The sequence below is a fragment of the Tianxiuia mixotrophica genome (assembly GCF_050596425.1).
Lineage (GTDB): Bacteria > Bacillota > Clostridia > Peptostreptococcales > Acidaminobacteraceae.
In genome coordinates this window covers 3,310,421-3,326,874 of record NZ_CP192292.1, presented here as the reverse complement: position 1 = coordinate 3,326,874, position 16,454 = coordinate 3,310,421, and the positions used below count along the sequence as shown (strand labels likewise).

The 16,454-nt window shown below is 38.0% G+C and carries 16 protein-coding genes; 15 read left to right on the top strand and 1 reads right to left on the bottom strand.

What is annotated here, in order from left to right:
* Nucleotides 1-15: 15 nt before the first annotated feature.
* The 12 genes from ACQ4KW_RS14640 (at nucleotide 16) to ACQ4KW_RS14585 (ending at nucleotide 11,654) form a co-directional block, all read left to right on the top strand.
* Nucleotides 16-486 (top strand): GNAT family N-acetyltransferase, encoded by a 471-nt coding sequence (locus ACQ4KW_RS14640; protein ID WP_430883230.1) that lies wholly within the window; start codon nucleotides 16-18, stop codon nucleotides 484-486.
* A gap of 39 nt (nucleotides 487-525) precedes the next feature.
* Nucleotides 526-942 carry a DUF3010 family protein gene (locus tag ACQ4KW_RS14635; protein WP_430883229.1) on the top strand — a complete coding sequence of 139 codons (417 nt, stop codon included), beginning with the start codon at nucleotides 526-528 and terminating at the stop codon, nucleotides 940-942.
* A 214-nt stretch (nucleotides 943-1,156) separates the two neighbouring features.
* Nucleotides 1,157-1,978, top strand: a complete 822-nt coding sequence (locus tag ACQ4KW_RS14630) for a ZIP family metal transporter (RefSeq protein ID WP_430883228.1) — start codon at nucleotides 1,157-1,159, stop codon at nucleotides 1,976-1,978.
* A gap of 274 nt (nucleotides 1,979-2,252) precedes the next feature.
* Nucleotides 2,253-3,137, top strand: coding sequence for an AraC family transcriptional regulator (locus tag ACQ4KW_RS14625; RefSeq protein ID WP_430883227.1), 885 nt, complete (start codon nucleotides 2,253-2,255; stop codon nucleotides 3,135-3,137).
* 17 nt (nucleotides 3,138-3,154) lie between these two features.
* Nucleotides 3,155-3,724, top strand: a complete 570-nt coding sequence (locus ACQ4KW_RS14620) for a GNAT family N-acetyltransferase (RefSeq protein ID WP_430883226.1) — start codon at nucleotides 3,155-3,157, stop codon at nucleotides 3,722-3,724.
* A gap of 82 nt (nucleotides 3,725-3,806) precedes the next feature.
* Nucleotides 3,807-4,835, top strand: coding sequence for a S66 family peptidase (locus ACQ4KW_RS14615; RefSeq protein ID WP_430883225.1), 1,029 nt, complete (start codon nucleotides 3,807-3,809; stop codon nucleotides 4,833-4,835).
* Nucleotides 4,836-4,895: 60 nt separating this feature from the next.
* Nucleotides 4,896-5,336, top strand: coding sequence for a hypothetical protein (locus ACQ4KW_RS14610; protein ID WP_430883224.1), 441 nt, complete (start codon nucleotides 4,896-4,898; stop codon nucleotides 5,334-5,336).
* Nucleotides 5,337-5,861: 525 nt separating this feature from the next.
* Nucleotides 5,862-7,559, top strand: a complete 1,698-nt coding sequence (locus ACQ4KW_RS14605) for an FAD-dependent oxidoreductase (RefSeq protein WP_430883223.1) — start codon at nucleotides 5,862-5,864, stop codon at nucleotides 7,557-7,559.
* A gap of 11 nt (nucleotides 7,560-7,570) precedes the next feature.
* Nucleotides 7,571-8,827: a YeeE/YedE family protein gene (locus ACQ4KW_RS14600; protein ID WP_430883222.1), complete on the top strand. Its 1,257-nt coding sequence runs from the start codon at nucleotides 7,571-7,573 to the stop codon at nucleotides 8,825-8,827.
* A 140-nt stretch (nucleotides 8,828-8,967) separates the two neighbouring features.
* Nucleotides 8,968-9,759 (top strand): ABC transporter permease, encoded by a 792-nt coding sequence (locus ACQ4KW_RS14595; RefSeq protein ID WP_430883221.1) that lies wholly within the window; start codon nucleotides 8,968-8,970, stop codon nucleotides 9,757-9,759.
* Nucleotides 9,760-10,827 carry an ABC transporter substrate-binding protein gene (locus ACQ4KW_RS14590; protein WP_430883220.1) on the top strand — a complete coding sequence of 356 codons (1,068 nt, stop codon included), beginning with the start codon at nucleotides 9,760-9,762 and terminating at the stop codon, nucleotides 10,825-10,827. It begins immediately after the preceding gene.
* Nucleotides 10,828-10,856: 29 nt separating this feature from the next.
* The gene (locus ACQ4KW_RS14585) at nucleotides 10,857-11,654 is read left to right on the top strand and encodes an ABC transporter ATP-binding protein (RefSeq protein ID WP_430883219.1); all 798 of its coding nucleotides are present in this window, start codon (nucleotides 10,857-10,859) and stop codon (nucleotides 11,652-11,654) included.
* A 429-nt stretch (nucleotides 11,655-12,083) separates the two neighbouring features.
* Here the strand turns inward: ACQ4KW_RS14585 and ACQ4KW_RS14580 are convergent, their stop codons facing one another.
* Nucleotides 12,084-13,685 carry an ArnT family glycosyltransferase gene (locus ACQ4KW_RS14580; RefSeq protein ID WP_430883218.1) on the bottom strand — a complete coding sequence of 534 codons (1,602 nt, stop codon included), beginning with the start codon at nucleotides 13,683-13,685 and terminating at the stop codon, nucleotides 12,084-12,086.
* Between the two features lie 371 nt (nucleotides 13,686-14,056).
* Between ACQ4KW_RS14580 and ACQ4KW_RS14575 the strand changes: the two genes are divergently transcribed.
* From ACQ4KW_RS14575 to ACQ4KW_RS14565, 3 genes are all read left to right on the top strand, one after another.
* The gene (locus ACQ4KW_RS14575; RefSeq protein WP_430883217.1) at nucleotides 14,057-14,986 is read left to right on the top strand and encodes a sulfurtransferase; all 930 of its coding nucleotides are present in this window, start codon (nucleotides 14,057-14,059) and stop codon (nucleotides 14,984-14,986) included.
* A 318-nt stretch (nucleotides 14,987-15,304) separates the two neighbouring features.
* The gene (locus ACQ4KW_RS14570) at nucleotides 15,305-15,565 is read left to right on the top strand and encodes a hypothetical protein (RefSeq protein ID WP_430883216.1); all 261 of its coding nucleotides are present in this window, start codon (nucleotides 15,305-15,307) and stop codon (nucleotides 15,563-15,565) included.
* An 82-nt stretch (nucleotides 15,566-15,647) separates the two neighbouring features.
* Nucleotides 15,648-16,421, top strand: coding sequence for a sugar phosphate isomerase/epimerase family protein (locus ACQ4KW_RS14565; protein ID WP_430883215.1), 774 nt, complete (start codon nucleotides 15,648-15,650; stop codon nucleotides 16,419-16,421).
* Nucleotides 16,422-16,454 lie beyond the last annotated feature (33 nt).

Sequence of the window (16,454 nt, the reverse complement as noted above, 5' to 3'; positions counted from 1 at the left end):
TAATAGGAGAATAATATGTATCATAAGAAAAATGATATTGAAATACACCATATTTCTGACAAGCAAGCCCACATAAAGACTGTGGCTAAATGGATGCATGAGGAATGGGGGACAAAAGATAATTTTGGTTTTTTCTACAGCATTGTTAGCCATAGTTTAGACAAGAAGGCCTTACCTCAAACATTTATTGCCCTTGATGATAAACGCCCAGTGGCGACCATAGGCATATGGAGATGTGACATGGTTAGTAGGCAAGACCTATCCCCGTGGATTTCGGCCCTCTATGTAGTGCCAGACTACCGGGGAAAAGGGATAGGCAAGTTGTTACAGGAACACGCTACAGCCTATTCCAAACAACTTGGTTTTAGTGAAATATACTTATATTCAGATATAAAGAACTACTATGAAAAGAGTGGTTGGACACTTATTGACCGAGGCATAACATATTCTGGTGCGTATGACCAGATATACCGAAAAACTTTGTAGTTTTGAGAGACATAATGAATGGTTATTGGAGGAACATGCATGGATAATATTTGTGGCATTGATATTACAGGAAAGTTGGCACATGTACTTGTCATTAAGGGCAGTAAGGAAAACCATGAAATAGTGACAAAGAAACCCGTTAAGATAGAACTTGGAGACCATACCAATCAGGAAAACATCAAGGATTTTTATCAAAACATAAGTGACTTTTTAAAAGAAAATAGTATATCAAAAGTGGCGCTTAAAAGCGGCAGTACAGGTGTTTATAAGAGTGGACCAGCCGTTTTTAAAATGGAAGCCCTCATACAATTGACAGGAATGAACATTGACTATGTAAAACCTCAGACCTTAAGTGCATACTGGAAAAAATGCGACCTAGACTTAGAAACTTTATCCTTAAAAAAATACCAGCATAACGCTTTTAAAGTGGCCTATTTTTTCCTAAATGATAAATAGGAATGAACTGTGTATGATACAAGTGGAATTGGGTAATATATATTTAGATGTCGTAAGTGAGTGACTTCTAAGAATCACTCAAGAATCCTTGTTACATCATATGTAGTTATTTAAGAATCAAAAATTCTAAATTTCCTATGACGAGGATGCCAATCTGGAGTTTAGCAAGTGCCCAAAGTATATGAATTAAGTAAGAGTGGTGAAGGAGGCAGAAATGATTCAGTGGCTATCACAGTTTTCACCAGTGCAACAAGCATTAATAGGAACCCTTTTCACATGGGGGGTGACAGCGCTTGGCGCTTCACTGGTTTTTTTCTTTAAAAAAATTGACAAGAATATTTTAAATGGAATGTTGGGATTTGCAGCGGGGGTCATGATTGCTGCAAGTTTTTGGTCCCTCTTGGCCCCGGGGATAGAAATGGCTGAAGAACTTGGTCAAACACCATGGTTGACAGCTGCCATAGGCTTTTTAGGCGGAGGCGCCTTTTTATTTATTGTGGATAAAACCCTGCCCCATTTACATATGGGCCTTGATACAAAAGATGCCGAGGGTATAAAAACGAGTTGGCAAAGAAGTGTCCTACTGGTTTTGGCTATTACACTGCATAATATCCCAGAGGGCTTAGCTGTTGGCGTGGCCTTTGGTGCCGTTGCTTACGGTCTTCCTTCTGCGACGTTGGCGGGAGCTGTTGCCCTTGCTCTAGGCATTGGTTTGCAAAACTTTCCCGAAGGTGCGGCCGTTTCTATTCCCTTAAGAAGAGAAGGCTTTTCAAGAAAGAAAGCCTTTCTATATGGTCAGGCATCAGGTATTGTGGAACCAATAGCAGGTGTCATTGGCGCCATGGCTGTAATAACAATGCGGCCTATACTATCATATGCCCTTGCATTTGCGGCAGGTGCAATGATTTATGTGGTTGTGGAAGAACTCATTCCAGAATCTCAACAAAATGGTGGTGCCATTAAAACAGATATTGCAACAATTGGTTGTATGCTGGGTTTCTCCGTAATGATGATATTAGACGTGGCCCTAGGCTAAAAGCATATTGTTAATTCGTATTTTGCGACTTGTAAAATATCATTCAAAATTTCCCGTTATGCTAATTATTGATATTTAAAATCAAGTATTTACATGTGGTATGACGAGGATGCAGATCTGTAGTTTTCAAAGCGTCTGACTTAAACTTCCTATTGTTTTATAGGAAGTTTTTTGATGCCTTGAATACAAGGCGGTCATTTATGAATAGCATAATTTATCAAGAACGGATGGTTGAAATAGTATAAAATTGTATTAAATAAATGGGGGGAAGCATATGAACCATTACTTAAGTATTCAAAATTCAATTGACTACATAGAATTAAATTTGACCTCGCAACTTACAATTGAATCTATAGCAGAAAAAGCTTATTATTCAGCTTTCCATTTTCAAAGAATTTTCCAAGCCATTTTAGGATACTCAGTTAAGGAGTACATTCGTTTAAGAAGGCTCACAAAATCCCTTGAAGACTTAAGCAGGCACGATGAATCAGTCCTGGAAATTTCATTAAAATATAATTATAGTTCCCAGGAAGCCTTTACAAGAGCATTTAAGAAGACCTTTTTAGTGACGCCAGCGGCTTTTAGAAAAAACAGCAAAATGCAGGGTGGTGTTAAAGACAAAATGGTTAGACCAGTGAAACTAAATCCGAGTGAACTAGATTTGGACCAGTTCCTTAGTATTAAGAAGCCTAGAATCGTCGAACTTGATGAGATGTATATTATTGGGCGGTCCTATAAGACACACCTTGAAGGCGAGAAATACTTCCGTGATATACCGCAGTTTTATGATGATTTTGGTCATAATGCTTATTATCTTGACATTCCAAATAGAAGTTGCCCAGACTTTGCATATGGTATTAACTGCGACTACCAGTCAAGTGGGGCGTTCAATTTTTTGGTGGGAGAAACGGTCACTCATTTAAACACACTGCCGTCTCCAAAACTGGTCACTTATACAATTCCACCGGGGCGGTATGCAGAGTTTGAGCTGGATGGTTGTATAGAAAATGCACAAAACACTTGGAAGTACATTTATAGTGTTTGGCTCATGACATCAAAGTATACTAGACGGGATGGGCCAGACTTTGAAGTGATTGATGTATGCCGATCAAAGTATCCTGACAATATAAAAATGAACATCTATATCCCAGTAAAATAAGAAGGATGAGAAAGGAAATGACCATGAATTTACAAGCCTTGTTTGAAGCATATCCCCAAATTGAATCAGAGAATATAATTTTGAAAGAAATCCAAGCAAACCATATTGATGGCTTATTTAAAATTTATGATAATGACCGTGTGTTTACCTATTGTGGAATTCGTCCAAAGCACAACAAGAAAACCGTTGAAAACATGATTGGGCATTTTCGAAGAGATTTTAATAAAAAATCCCGTGTTAAGCTGGGCATTTTTTTAAAAGAAGAAAAACACTCACTTGTTGGAATTATAGAAGTGATGGATATTAGAAAAAAGGTTGAGTGTGCCACAGTAGGCTATTATCTAGCTGAATCTTACTGGGGAAAGGGCATAGCCACAGAGTCCCTAGGCCTATTGGTGGATTTTCTCTTTAAGACTGTAGGATTTAATAGGCTTCAGGCTGAGGTAATGGTTGAAAATAAATCCTCAAAAAGAGTTCTTTTGAATAATGGATTTCAAAAAGAAGGCACTATAAGACAAGGTGCCTTTTGGGCAGGAAAAGGTATAGTGGACCTAGAAGTATATGGTATCCTAAAAAAAGACTATTAAAGATTAGTACATTGAAGACCTATCACAAAGCTAGACTGAAGAAAGGAGAACGTGATGACCAGGTCATCATGTCATACGTTCAATGATAAAATATCCTAGACCACTCAGTAAGAAGGGCACCATTGGAATAACAGCGCCCTCATCAGGCGTCCAGGGTGTCTTTTGTGAAAGACTAGACCACTCAATAAAATATTTAGAATCCATGGGCTATGCCTGTATGGAAACGCAGTCTGTTAGAAAACAACACAAGCTGGCAAGTGAGAGGGCTGAAATAAGAGCCAAAGAATTTATGGATCTATACATAAACAAGGACGTAAAACTGATTTTACCACCTTGGGGCGGCTCATTTCTTCTAGAAATACTTGAATACATAGATTTTGAAAAGTTGAAAACCCTGCCACCAAAATGGCTTATGGGATTTTCAGATACAAGCCTATTGTTGTTTGTATTACTTATAAAGCTTGATATAGCATCCATTCACGGGCCTAATGCCCTAGACTTTGGTTGTCGACCTGTACATGAAACTGTAGAAAAAAGCCTTGAATACATTGGCTATGATGATAACAAGACGATTCATCAAACGCAGACACAAGCCTACCAGAAGCACTGGGCATCCATAGAGGACTGGGTAACAGTTCCCTATAATATTGAAGAGAAGACAGTATGGAAGTCGGTTCCACAATCAAATTCACTAGAGTTTAGCGGCAGGCTCATAGGGGGCTGTCTTGATGTCCTGTGTAAAGTTATAGGAACGCCTTTTGATACAGTGAATGCTTTTCTAGAGAGAAATAAGGAACATGGCTTCATATGGTATTTGGAAAGCTGTGAAATGAATGCTGTTGATATTTCCCTGACATTGACACAGATGAGGTTGTGTGGATGGTTCAAGGACTGTAATGGCATACTTATTGGACGGCCAGAGGGCTACAGTGACGTTTCCGATTACACCCTGAAAGATGTCCTGAATACATTAAGGGGTCAAGTGGATGTGCCGGTCATATATGATGTAGACATTGGACATATGCCTCCTCAACTAACGCTGATCAATGGTGCGCTGGCTACGGTTAAGTTAAATGATGGCAAGGGACAGATCACTCAAGAACTTAAGTAGTCGTATTTTGTATGTTATAGTGTATGGAGTTAAAGTAAGTTTTAAGCGTGGAGGACCCTTATGAAATTTAATGGATTTGTTATTATAGAAAAACCCCAAGACATTGTGGCCGAGTATTTTGCTGACCCAGCTTATCTGGGGGCCTATCAAGATGGATTTGAAAAAAAGGAACTAATTGAAGGACAAGAAGGACAAGTTGGGGCTATATCTAAAATATATTATAAATACGGTGAAAAAAGCATGGTATTGACTGAGACAATCACCAAGAATAATTTGCCAGATTCCTATGAGGCTTTTTATCATCATGAACATATGGACAATACAATAACGTGTCGATTCATACCAGTGGATGAAAATACGACGCGCTATGAGTATGAGGTCAATTATACAAGAGTGGACTGGATTAGGCCAAAACTTATGACACTCTTGTTTCCTGGCGTGTTCAAAAGCCAGCAAAGAAAATGGGTGCTGAAGTTTAAAGACTTTGTGTTAAACCAATAGTGAAGAGATGCTTTTAAACCTTGATTGAGACGCGTTGACACTTATTAAGTGCAAACCTCAAGAACGAATGTTTAGAGGAACAAGAAAAACGGATTGTAAAAAATATGAATTCTTAAGTCACCCTTTATAATTGGGTGGCTTTTTATTTTAGTTTAGAAATCAAATCTGAGTCAGGTCTGATGCAATCCCCCTATTACAACCATACGATTATGCAATACTACATCAGGAAAATAAATAGTAAAAAAATGGGATTGATTGTTGTCTGCTGATCTAGGTTTTCAAAAGATAAAATAACTAAAAGTGCCGTATACATTGGTAATACTTATGTTCATATTAAGGCGAGTAGAGAAAAAATAGCGTGATTCATGCCATTTTAAGATTTAGAGTAATGGGAATATATTCAAAAAATAATCATATTGACCTGACTGTGTAGAAACATGGTGAAATTATTAACTTGAAAAATGAATTTTACTAGATATACTGGGGTTGGGTAAACGAGTAAAACTGCTGGAAAAAGGAGAAATCATGAAAAAAATACTTATTGTTGGCGGAGTGGCTGGTGGAGCATCTGCTGCTGCAAGACTTAGAAGACATAGCGATGAAGATCAAATTATTATGTTCGAAAAAGGACCACACGTCTCTTTTTCAAACTGTTGTCTCCCTTATCATCTAAGCGGTATGATTGAGACACCAGAAGAATTGGTACTGATGTGTCCTGAGAAATTCAAAAGCCAATACAGAATTGACGCTCGAACAAGCCAAGAAGTTATTAGCATAGACAGAGAGAAAAAAGAAGTCACGGTTAAAAAAGTGGAAACGGGAGAAACTTACACTGAAAGCTATGATAAGTTAATCCTTTCTCCTGGAGCAAAGCCAATCGTCCCTCCTATTGCTGGGCTTGAAAATGTTAACACTTTCACTATTAGAAATGTAGTGGATATTAATAAATTGAATGTCTTCATCAAGCAACAAGAATTAAAAGATGTGGTTGTAATCGGCGGTGGGTTTATTGGTGTTGAGACATGTGAAAACCTAAAAGAAGCAGGTTACAATGTGACTCTGGTTGAAGCAACCAAGCAAATAATGAGACCATTTGATTACGATATGGTTCAAATTTTCCACAAAGAATTACATGATCAAGGCGTCAACCTAGTTGTTGAAGATAAGGTTGTTGCATTTGAAAAAGACACAGTTGTTCTAGAGTCAGGTAAGAGAATATCAACGCCAACCGTTGTCATGGCAATCGGTGTTACACCTGATATTGAGCTTGCTAAGAATGCTGGCATAGAAATCGGAAAGACGGGTTCAATAAAGACCACACAAAATTATCAAACAAATGATAAAGACATTTACGCAGTTGGTGATGCAATCGAAGTTTATGGCGCGCTCACACAGGACTATATGAAATTGCCACTTGCTGGTCCAGCTCAAAAACAAGCTAGATCAGTAGCGGACCACATTAATGGCATGTCTATCAACAATACAGGTTTCATTGGATCTTCAGTGGTAAAAATCTTTGATTACAACGGTGCCTCTACAGGGCTTAATGAAAACATGATCAAAGGCATGAATCTAAATATCAATTACGGTGTTGTATGGCAAATTCCGAATGATGGCGTGGGTCTAATGCCTACAACAAGAGCATGTCACTTCAAATTGATCTATGAAATTCCAACAGGAAAAGTATTAGGCGCTCAAGCTATTGGTAAAGGATCTGTTGATAAGCGAATTGATGTTGTTGCCACAGCTATTAAGTTTGGTGCGACAATTTATGACCTTAAAGATCTTGAACTGTGTTATGCACCACCATTTGGTACAGCGAAAGATGTTGTAAACTTCGGTGGATATATTGCCTCAGATTTGATGAATCAAGACTATACGCAAGTTTCATATGCAGATGTTCGTGAGCTTGTTGAGAAAAAGGCTTGTATCATTGATGTTAGAGAAGAAGATGAATTTGAACAAAGTCACATTATTGGTGCAATAAACATACCTCTAAGTCAGTTTAGAGATAGAATGGACGAAATTCCAAAAGACGAACCGGTATATCTACACTGTAGATCAGGTCAAAGATCATATAACGCAGCACTCATTATGGAGAACCACGGGTATCACAATTCAAGCTCTATAGCGGGCGGCTTCATGGGTCTTTGCTATTATGAGTATTTCAATGATCAAACAAAGTCAAGAGATAAAATTGTGACAGGCTACAATTTTGATTAGGAGAAATAATAATGAATAAAAAAGAGGCAATTATTGGTCTAATTGCACTGGTTTCAGTATTAATACTAGGAAATACATTTTTAACGAGCAACATGCTATTCTTTAGACTGGTTGTGGGTATGGGATTTGGCTACGCGCTGACTAGAAGTGCAATGGGATTTGCAGGCAGTGTGAATAGAGCTTACCGTGCAGGTTCAACAAGACTTCTAAGAGTTCTAATGCTTATGTTTGTTGTTACATGTATAGCATCAATCGCGTTTCTATTTGCTGGTCCTGAGGGCTACAACTTATGGGTGAACCCAATTAACTTTGGACTCATCCTAGGTGGACTCTTCTTTGGATTTGGTATGACATTTTCCGTTTGTTGTGCATCAGGTGTTTTAACCGATCTAGTGGCAGGGCTTCCAAGAGCATTTATTACACTAATATTCTTTGGAATGGGTGTGTTCCTTGGATTCCCATTACAATCCACTCAAAGCTGGATTACTGATTCTTGGTTTACAAGTTCCAATTTCAATGGGGTTTACCTGCCAGACTTTTTCCCAAATGATGGACTAAATGGTCTTTTAGGCGCGACAATAGTAACAATCATATTTGCACTTATAGTGATTGCACTGGCCTATAAATATGAGAACCATCGCAAAATGAACAAGACTTATGATGGGGTAGGCAGTGAACTGGAACAGTATGCAATCACTGATAAAGAAACTATAGACAAAAATTATACCTTTAAACTATTCAGTGAAGATGGCTATAAAAAGATTTTTGTAACGCCATGGAAAATGGAAACAGGTGCAGGTGTTATCACTGGACTATTTGTTCTTCTAATGGGTGTTACAAGGGCAGGGTGGGGTGCAAGTACCCCTTATGGCTTATGGTTTGGCAGACTGCTCATTGCTGTTGGCGTTTCACCAGAAGTGGTATCGGATTTTTCAACAAAGTCTCTTAAATCTTTCTGTATGCCGTTCTTTGAACACAGTATCTCTGTTCAGAATGTCGGGATTGTTTTAGGAACGCTTATTTGTTTGCTCCTTGCAGGCAATTTTGTCAAAGTCTTTACAAGTGAGTTAAAAATCACTCCAAAGGATGCAGCCCTCTTTGCTATGGGCGGTATATTCATGGGACTTGGTACAAGGTTTTCAAATGGGTGTAACGTTGGTGCTCTGTACACACCAATTGCGAATTTTTCGCTTTCAGGATGGATATTTCTAATATTCCTAACACTGGGCGGTATAATTGGCAATAAAGTTGCAGCGAAAATTGGATAGTAAAATTTGCTTAGTGGTGAAATGATTCTATTTCACCACTATTCTAAATACTGCTAAAAAGAGTGGCAGGGTTACTGAATTTATCTATAAGAGTGATCCTGTCTTTCTATAATGTATACGTTAGACTCAAGGTGAAACAGATGGAGATTAGAAAGCAAATACAAACTATAAAAAACGAAAAAGCATTAACGATCATCACTTGGGCTCTCATACTGGGAGCTTGGTATATCGTGACAGAGTGGGACTTCGTCTCCTCTACATTGGTGCCATCTCCCAGCAAGGTTATCAAGACTTTTCTTGCCATTTCAAAAGATGGATACAACAAGATTCCCTTGTGGCAACACCTGCTGGATAGTTTTGAAAGACTATTCTTAGCCCTTGGAATTGCCATTGCAACAGGGGTTCCAGTTGGTTTGTTAAGCGGATATTCCAATCGCTTTAAGGCCATAGTTGATTCAGTGGTTGAGTTTTATAGACCCCTTCCTCCCCTTGCTTATTACACATTACTGATATTATGGTTTGGTATTGATAATAAATCTAAAGTGATCTTACTGTTTCTTGCAGCTTTTGCACCCATATATATTGCATGTGTGTCAGCTGTGAGAAAAATAAACAAGGACTATATATTGAGTGCTGAATCACTAGGGGCTAGTGAAGTGAAAATATTCTTTGAAGTTGTCCTTCCAGCTTGCTTGCCTGAGATTTTTACAGGCATTAGAACTGCGGTTGGGGTATCTTATACCACTTTGGTTTCTGCCGAAATGATTGCTGCAACATCTGGAATTGGGTGGATGGTCCTCGATGCTTCAAATTTTCTAAAAAGTGATGTTATTTTTGTAGGCATATTTATAATGGGCGTTACAGGTATGGCCATTGACACTGTACTGAGAGGCGTTGAAAAGAAAATTGTATTTTGGAAAGGATATGTTTAAATGAAAAGACAGTATAAAAATTTACTATTACTGGTAGTAACATTTGCTCTATTCACTGGACTTGTAGGCTGTGCCAGCGATTCGGCTGGTCAAAATGATCCGTCTAAGACGGCTTCTGCCTTGCCAGAAGAAATTAATTTCGGGTATTTGCGTGTACCGAATGATGAAACCTTGGCCATTACCGAGGGCCTATTCGATGCATATTTTGAAGAAAAGGGCATCAAATGCAATTTTATTACTTTTGATTCAGGGGTTCAGGCCAATAAGGCTTTAGCTTCTGGAAGTATTGATTTTGCAACAATGGGCAACACAAATGCCATTATTGCCCTTGCGACAGACATTGATGTAGAAATGATATGGATTCATGAAGTACTTGGAGAAATTGAGGCATTGGCTGTAAAAAATGACTCAGGTGTTCAATCGATAGAAGACCTTGAAGGTATGAAAATAGCGACGCCTTTTGCATCGACATCTCACTTTGTTTTGTTAAACGTACTTAAAGAAGCTGGAATAGATGATAAAGTGCAACTTTTAGATATGAAAACCCCAGAAATTGTTGCAGCATGGGAAAGAGGGGACATTAAGGCGGCTTATACATGGCAGCCCTCTCTAGGTAAACTTTTAGAGGATGGGAAGATGCTTATTTCAAGTGAGGATATGGCAAAGAAAGGCTATATAACAGCCAATGTTGAAGTGGTCAGAAGAGAGTTTGCTGAGAAATATCCAGAACTGGTAGCAGATTTTATAACAGGTCTAGCCAAGGCAGGGGATATGTATAGACAAGATCCTGAAAAAGCTGGAGACCTTATTGCAAAAGAGCTAGAAATAGAAGTTGAAGATGCTCTACTACAAATGAGAGGGTCAATTTGGTGTTCGCGAGAAGAGCTTCTAGAAGAAAATTATTTTGGTGTAAGTGGTCAGTCGGGTGAATTTGCAAGGATTATGAAGGACACAGCGGACTTCTTAAAAGAACAAGGTTCAATTGATGAGTCCCCATCTATTGAAGCCTTTAATAAGTTTGTTAATCCTTTGTATATTGAAAAATCTCTGGAGAAACACACTGAGTAATTGGAGCAAAAGAAAGGAATTCAATTGTTGTGAAACAAAATCATGGTGATACTATAATAGAGATTCAAGAATTGAATTTAGAATATAAAACAAAGCAAAATTCAGTGAATGCCTTAGAAAATATAAACTTAAAGATTAAGCAGGGAGAGTTTGTATGCCTTTTAGGGCCTTCAGGATGTGGGAAAAGCACCTTGCTTAAAACAATGGCTGGATATATTGCCCCAACGAGTGGAAGTGTTCTTATGGAGGGCAAGCCGATACTTGGACCAGACTGGAATAGGGGAGTTGTGTTTCAGTCGCCTACTTTATATCCCTGGTTGAATGTGAAAAAGAATGTGGGATTCGGTCCTAAAATGAAAGGGCTTGCGGCGAGTGAAATTGATGAGATCAGTCATCACTTTCTAGAACAGGTTGATTTACTGGGATTTAGTGATAAGCGCACATTTGAATTATCCGGTGGCATGAAGCAAAGAGTGGCACTTGCTAGAGTCCTGGCCAATTATCCAAAGATGATTCTTATGGATGAACCCCTGGGAGCCCTAGATGCCCTAACGAGAAGTAAAATGCAGTCTTTGGTCAGAAATATTTGGCGGGAGAATAAAAGCACTGTTTTCTTCATTACACATGATGTTGATGAAGCCCTGTCTCTTGGGACGAGAGTTCTTGTAATGTCCAAACGACCTGGAAGGATATTAAAAGAATTTAAGGTGGATTTCACTGAAAAAATCTTCAAGGCACATTCAGATCGTGTTATATACAGCGAAGAATTTTTTAATTTGAAGAAAGAAATCCTAGAGATAATCAACAGTCAGATTGAAGAAGAATAGCAAGGCCTAGAGAAAAAAATATAGAGAAAGAGCTATAGAGAAAGAACTATAGAGAAAGAACTATATAGGGAAAATCTATAGATTAAACGAGCCAATAAAAAAATCATAATGGAAAGACTTGCAGTCGGCCTAGGCTGTCGACAAAGTCGACAGATTAGCAGCTTGTAGAAAACTTCGGAAGACAAGACGCAGATAATATCCGCTCATTGAGTGTATATAAATAGGCGATTTAAGCGATTTTTATCTGGCAAGGCAGTCATTCGGAATATTCTACAAGCGGAGGTGTCGTTGTTTAACGACACCTATTTTATTGGGAGGATACACTTAAAGTCATGCTAAAATATTGCCGAATTCAGTCGCATTTAAAAGACATCTTATCGTTTTTCAGCTTGAAAGCATGACGAATGAAGGTGAAACCAATGAAGTTCCTTAATTTAACTTATAAATATAGACTTTCCAGGGATGGTCACCAAGAAAACGGATGATACGACTTCCATAATATGTACTTTCAAATTCATAAACGAGCTTGGCTTCTTCCCTTAAGAAAACCTGCAAGTCATTATACCAAGATTCATCATCCCCGTAGAGAATTTCCCATTTCTGATTGCGGTGGATATAGTCATATTCTTCATAATAAATAATGGTGTCGATGTTTCGGTTTTTAATGTAGTCCTCTATTGTCCTATCATAGGGATATTTTGAGTTTCTATTGATATGCGACAAATTACGAATATCGTAAAACTTGTGATCGTGAAATATAAAACCACTGCTTAGATTTCCAAGAATAACAGAATCGGCGTCAATGTTGTTTTGGATTTCATCTAAGTATTCAGTATAGGTATTGTGGTGGCTTGACTGGTATTCACTTCTTAATGCTTGCAGTGATGTTAGTAGCAAAAAGACTATCAAGACATAACTTAGGTATTTGAAGCCATGAAATCTAAAGGACCTTATAAAGCGATCGCGAAATGAATAGATGATTTCAAGAGCCAATAAGATTAAGAGGTAGACAGGCAAAATGGCAAAGGTTATTGACGTGGTATTGAAGCGGCCAATAACAAAAACGGACATGTTAAAGGCAAAAACCATTAGAGAAGCATCCATTAAAAGTTGGATGAGCTTGTGTGTGTGTGTGAATTTTTTTGACAGTCCATAGATGAATGTGCCAGCACTTAGAAAACCACCAGTGATATAAAGTCCCTGCATGGGGGGGATATAATATGTGCCAGACACTTGATAATAAAGTTTTAGATAGAAGTCTTTGAGGTTGACCAGTCTGCTTGATGGAAGAGCATCAACATGAAGGGTTTGACCATAAGCCCAGTATTCAGGCAGGAAATTAGGATTGGCTAGTAAAGTGAAAGCGACGTGAAGGGCAGCAAATCCACCGACTATGCCAATGAAACTGAGCAAGTGTTTTAAAGAAATGGTTTTGGCCAAGCTGTCCTTTAGAAGAATAAAGCCGATCATGGTGGTAATAATAAAGGCATTTGGGTGAAACCCAATGGACAAGCCAAGAAGTAGGGCCATTTTAAAGATGGACTTATTCTTATAGTAAAGATACAGGCATAGGCTTAAAACCATAAGTAAAATCATTTCCTGGCGACCGAAATGGCCTGCATAAATAAATTGAAGATTTAAGGAAAATATGATGGTGTAAAGAAGGGCTCTAATCGAATGAATCCTTAAAGATATAAACAGATAATAGATAAAATAGAGGGCTACCACTGCCGCGATGAGGCTCAATAAACGTATGGAAAAGGCTGTGTTTCCAAGTAGTTGAACAATTGGGATTTGTAGCAGATGATAAAAAGATTTAAGGGTATGGACAGTCCTAGGCATTAAATCAAAGAATGATTCTGAAACAAAAACTGTCTTATGTCGAATATAGTCATTGGTAAGTCCAGCTAACCATGCCTCATCTGAATGGATTAATGGAAATGCAGTGAGTGTGAATAGATTCAAGATGAAGTAGAGACCTATGTATAGATGTATATGGTGTTTATGAAGGGTGTTCTTTATGGTTTTCATGGGGATCACTTTCATTGTTTTAGTATTGATGGGCGACATGGAAAATATCATACAAAACCTTGGTCCATAGCATATATAGATAGATGGTTTCAATCAAAACTATATGGTAAGACAGGGACGTGAGTCTTTGTTGTACAAGTGTTTATTGATAAAAAATATGACATCATTATAGCATATTCACAAATCAGTGAATACAGGAAGGAGGCAATTGTCGGGCGCTATAAATTTGTTAGATGGTATATCTGAAATACTTATGACAGTGGATATTTTATTTAAGATATAATGTATAACGGTGGGACCTATAAAGACGTTCTATCCTTAAGATTGACTAATCATTAACATTCAATCACATTGAAAATGGAGGTATCATTATGAAATTAATGATTAAGAAAGTAGTCGCATTGGCTCTGGTTATGACAATGGTCGTTGGCCTCGCTGCATGTAGTGCAAACGATGTTCCAACGGATTATCTAGACAGCAATAATGTTATTGAAGCTGATCAACTGGTAGATGTGCTTTCTGACAGCAAGACGATTGTAATTGATGCGCGTAGTGAGGAAGATTACAACAAGGGACACTTAAAAGATGCCATTAACCTGCCTATTGGAGAAATTACAATTTCAGACCCTGTAAAAGGCATGATTGCCCCTAAAGAGCAGGTGGAAAGAGCATTAAGCAAGCGTGGCGTAAGCAATGATAGCAATATTTATATCTATGATAACAAAAATGGTATTTATGCTTCACGTATTTGGTGGGTTTTAAATGTATATGGCCATGAAAATGTAAAAGTTATAGATGGTGGCGATGTGGCAGTTGTCAAAGCTGTTGGAAGTCAAGGGCTTACAGCGGATTCTACTGAGCTAACAACTTCAAAGTATGTCGCAAAAGATGCCGATTTTTCAACGTATGCAACCATAGATGATATCATGGAAGTTGTCGAAGATGAAAATAGCCCTGCTCGTATAATCGATGTTAGATCTGCTGCAGAAAATGCTGAAGGCAGTATTCCAGGGGCTTTTCTTTATCCACACACTTTAAACACTGAAGAAGATGGTAGATTCAAATCACCTTGGGAAATTTATCTTGATTATGAAGACAAGGGATTTGAACGTACGGATGAGATATATGTTTTCTGTAAATCATCAGTAAGAGCCACACAAACATTACTCCTTCTTCAAGAAGCTGGATACGAAAACGTGAAAGTATATGATGGTGCATGGCTTGAATGGTCTGAAAAAGATGTGCCTAAAGAAGAGAAGGTTGAAGAAAAAGTAGCCCCATCTGTAGGAGATGGTTCTTGATTTTAGCCAAGTTTGTTTTCAAGACAGTTGGGTGAAACAGAATAAGAATTTAATAACTTCTAGTGAAAAGACATGAATCATCTATCTTTAGGATGGTGATCATGTCTTTTTTATTCCAATAAAATGGTTAGACTTGGTTAGTGCCCCTTCAAAGATATATTGTGTGTCTCGATAAATTAATCGTGTGTCATGTTCAAGGAATATTGGGTGTAAATCTATAGAAAAAAAAGCGGAGAAAAATGTGAGAATTTGGCAACAAAACATCCAAATCTTTCCTCGGAACCCGTCAATAATGTTAAAATATAGTAGGAGTCCAATATGAAAAACATAAAATACATAGTTATGGGTGTAGTGACCTATTTTGCTTCAAAATACTTATCTGGGGTTACTGGACTAAGTGAATGGATGTACTTTATCTGGATTGGTTCACTTGCAGTCGCCACAGCTATATTGCAAAGTGATATGGACAATAAAGAGAAAAAGTCAGCACTGTTAGCTAATTTTGGGGTACTGGTGATTGCGACAGTAACGGCTCTGATTATTCAGTATTTTGGGACGAATATTACTGATTGGATATAATTATCAGTAATGTGATATCAATTTGTAAGATCTTTTGCTTGCATAAACTATATGTAAGTTGATAATAGAAAACTGCGGAGGAATGATGATTACAATTTTTGATTGGTTTGGCTATGAACTTTCCACGAAGAAAAGATATAGTCTTATTAAGGAAGCCGGTTTTGATGGTGTCCTTATGTGGTGGAGCTCTGGGGTTGGCCGAGGGGCGTATAAGCATGCACCAGAAATAGCTCGACAAGAAGGTTTGTTTATTGAAAACATTCATGGGCCAGTTATGAATCAACATGCTTTGAGCCTGGAAACCCTGGACGGACATAATGTATATGCATCGTATATTCAGTGCATTGAGGACTGCGCTGATTTTAGTATTCCAACACTTGTTCTTCATCTACCAAGTGATGACTATCCAATCAATTCACTTGGACTTGACCGGTTGAGTAGAATGGCTGAATTGGCTGAAATGAGAAATGTTAATATTGCATTTGAGAACCTACGCAATTTAAATAATTTGAGAGTCGTATTTAATAACAATGATTCTACTAAGTTAGGCTTTTGTTATGACTCTGGGCATCATCAAAGGCATTATGAAGATATATCTATGCTTGATGAGTTTGGTGAAAGACTTATGGCACTTCATTTACACGACAATAATGGAGTGCGAGGTCAACATGGTTTACCCTTTGACGGTCCAATAGATTGGGAAGATACAATGAAAAAAATTAAGACCACCGGATATTTAGGCCATACAGCTATTGAACCTATGAACTGGGCCTATGAAGTTATGGCATGTGAGAAGTTTTTAGAAGGCGCCTATGAAAAAGCCCAAGTGCTTGATCGTCTAAGAGGTCAAGTGTAAGGGCAGTTAGAAATTATACCAATTATAAAGGGG

Coding starts and splice junctions, on each gene's coding strand:
- ACQ4KW_RS14640 (WP_430883230.1), top strand. CDS start 16: ATGTATCATAAGAAAAATGATATTGAAATACACCATATTTCTGACAAG.
- ACQ4KW_RS14635 (WP_430883229.1), top strand. CDS start 526: ATGGATAATATTTGTGGCATTGATATTACAGGAAAGTTGGCACATGTA.
- ACQ4KW_RS14630 (WP_430883228.1), top strand. CDS start 1,157: ATGATTCAGTGGCTATCACAGTTTTCACCAGTGCAACAAGCATTAATA.
- ACQ4KW_RS14625 (WP_430883227.1), top strand. CDS start 2,253: ATGAACCATTACTTAAGTATTCAAAATTCAATTGACTACATAGAATTA.
- ACQ4KW_RS14620 (WP_430883226.1), top strand. CDS start 3,155: ATGACCATGAATTTACAAGCCTTGTTTGAAGCATATCCCCAAATTGAA.
- ACQ4KW_RS14615 (WP_430883225.1), top strand. CDS start 3,807: ATGATAAAATATCCTAGACCACTCAGTAAGAAGGGCACCATTGGAATA.
- ACQ4KW_RS14610 (WP_430883224.1), top strand. CDS start 4,896: ATGAAATTTAATGGATTTGTTATTATAGAAAAACCCCAAGACATTGTG.
- ACQ4KW_RS14605 (WP_430883223.1), top strand. CDS start 5,862: ATGAAAAAAATACTTATTGTTGGCGGAGTGGCTGGTGGAGCATCTGCT.
- ACQ4KW_RS14600 (WP_430883222.1), top strand. CDS start 7,571: ATGAATAAAAAAGAGGCAATTATTGGTCTAATTGCACTGGTTTCAGTA.
- ACQ4KW_RS14595 (WP_430883221.1), top strand. CDS start 8,968: ATGGAGATTAGAAAGCAAATACAAACTATAAAAAACGAAAAAGCATTA.
- ACQ4KW_RS14590 (WP_430883220.1), top strand. CDS start 9,760: ATGAAAAGACAGTATAAAAATTTACTATTACTGGTAGTAACATTTGCT.
- ACQ4KW_RS14580 (WP_430883218.1), bottom strand. CDS start 13,685: ATGAAAACCATAAAGAACACCCTTCATAAACACCATATACATCTATAC.
- ACQ4KW_RS14575 (WP_430883217.1), top strand. CDS start 14,057: ATGAAATTAATGATTAAGAAAGTAGTCGCATTGGCTCTGGTTATGACA.
- ACQ4KW_RS14570 (WP_430883216.1), top strand. CDS start 15,305: ATGAAAAACATAAAATACATAGTTATGGGTGTAGTGACCTATTTTGCT.
- ACQ4KW_RS14565 (WP_430883215.1), top strand. CDS start 15,648: ATGATGATTACAATTTTTGATTGGTTTGGCTATGAACTTTCCACGAAG.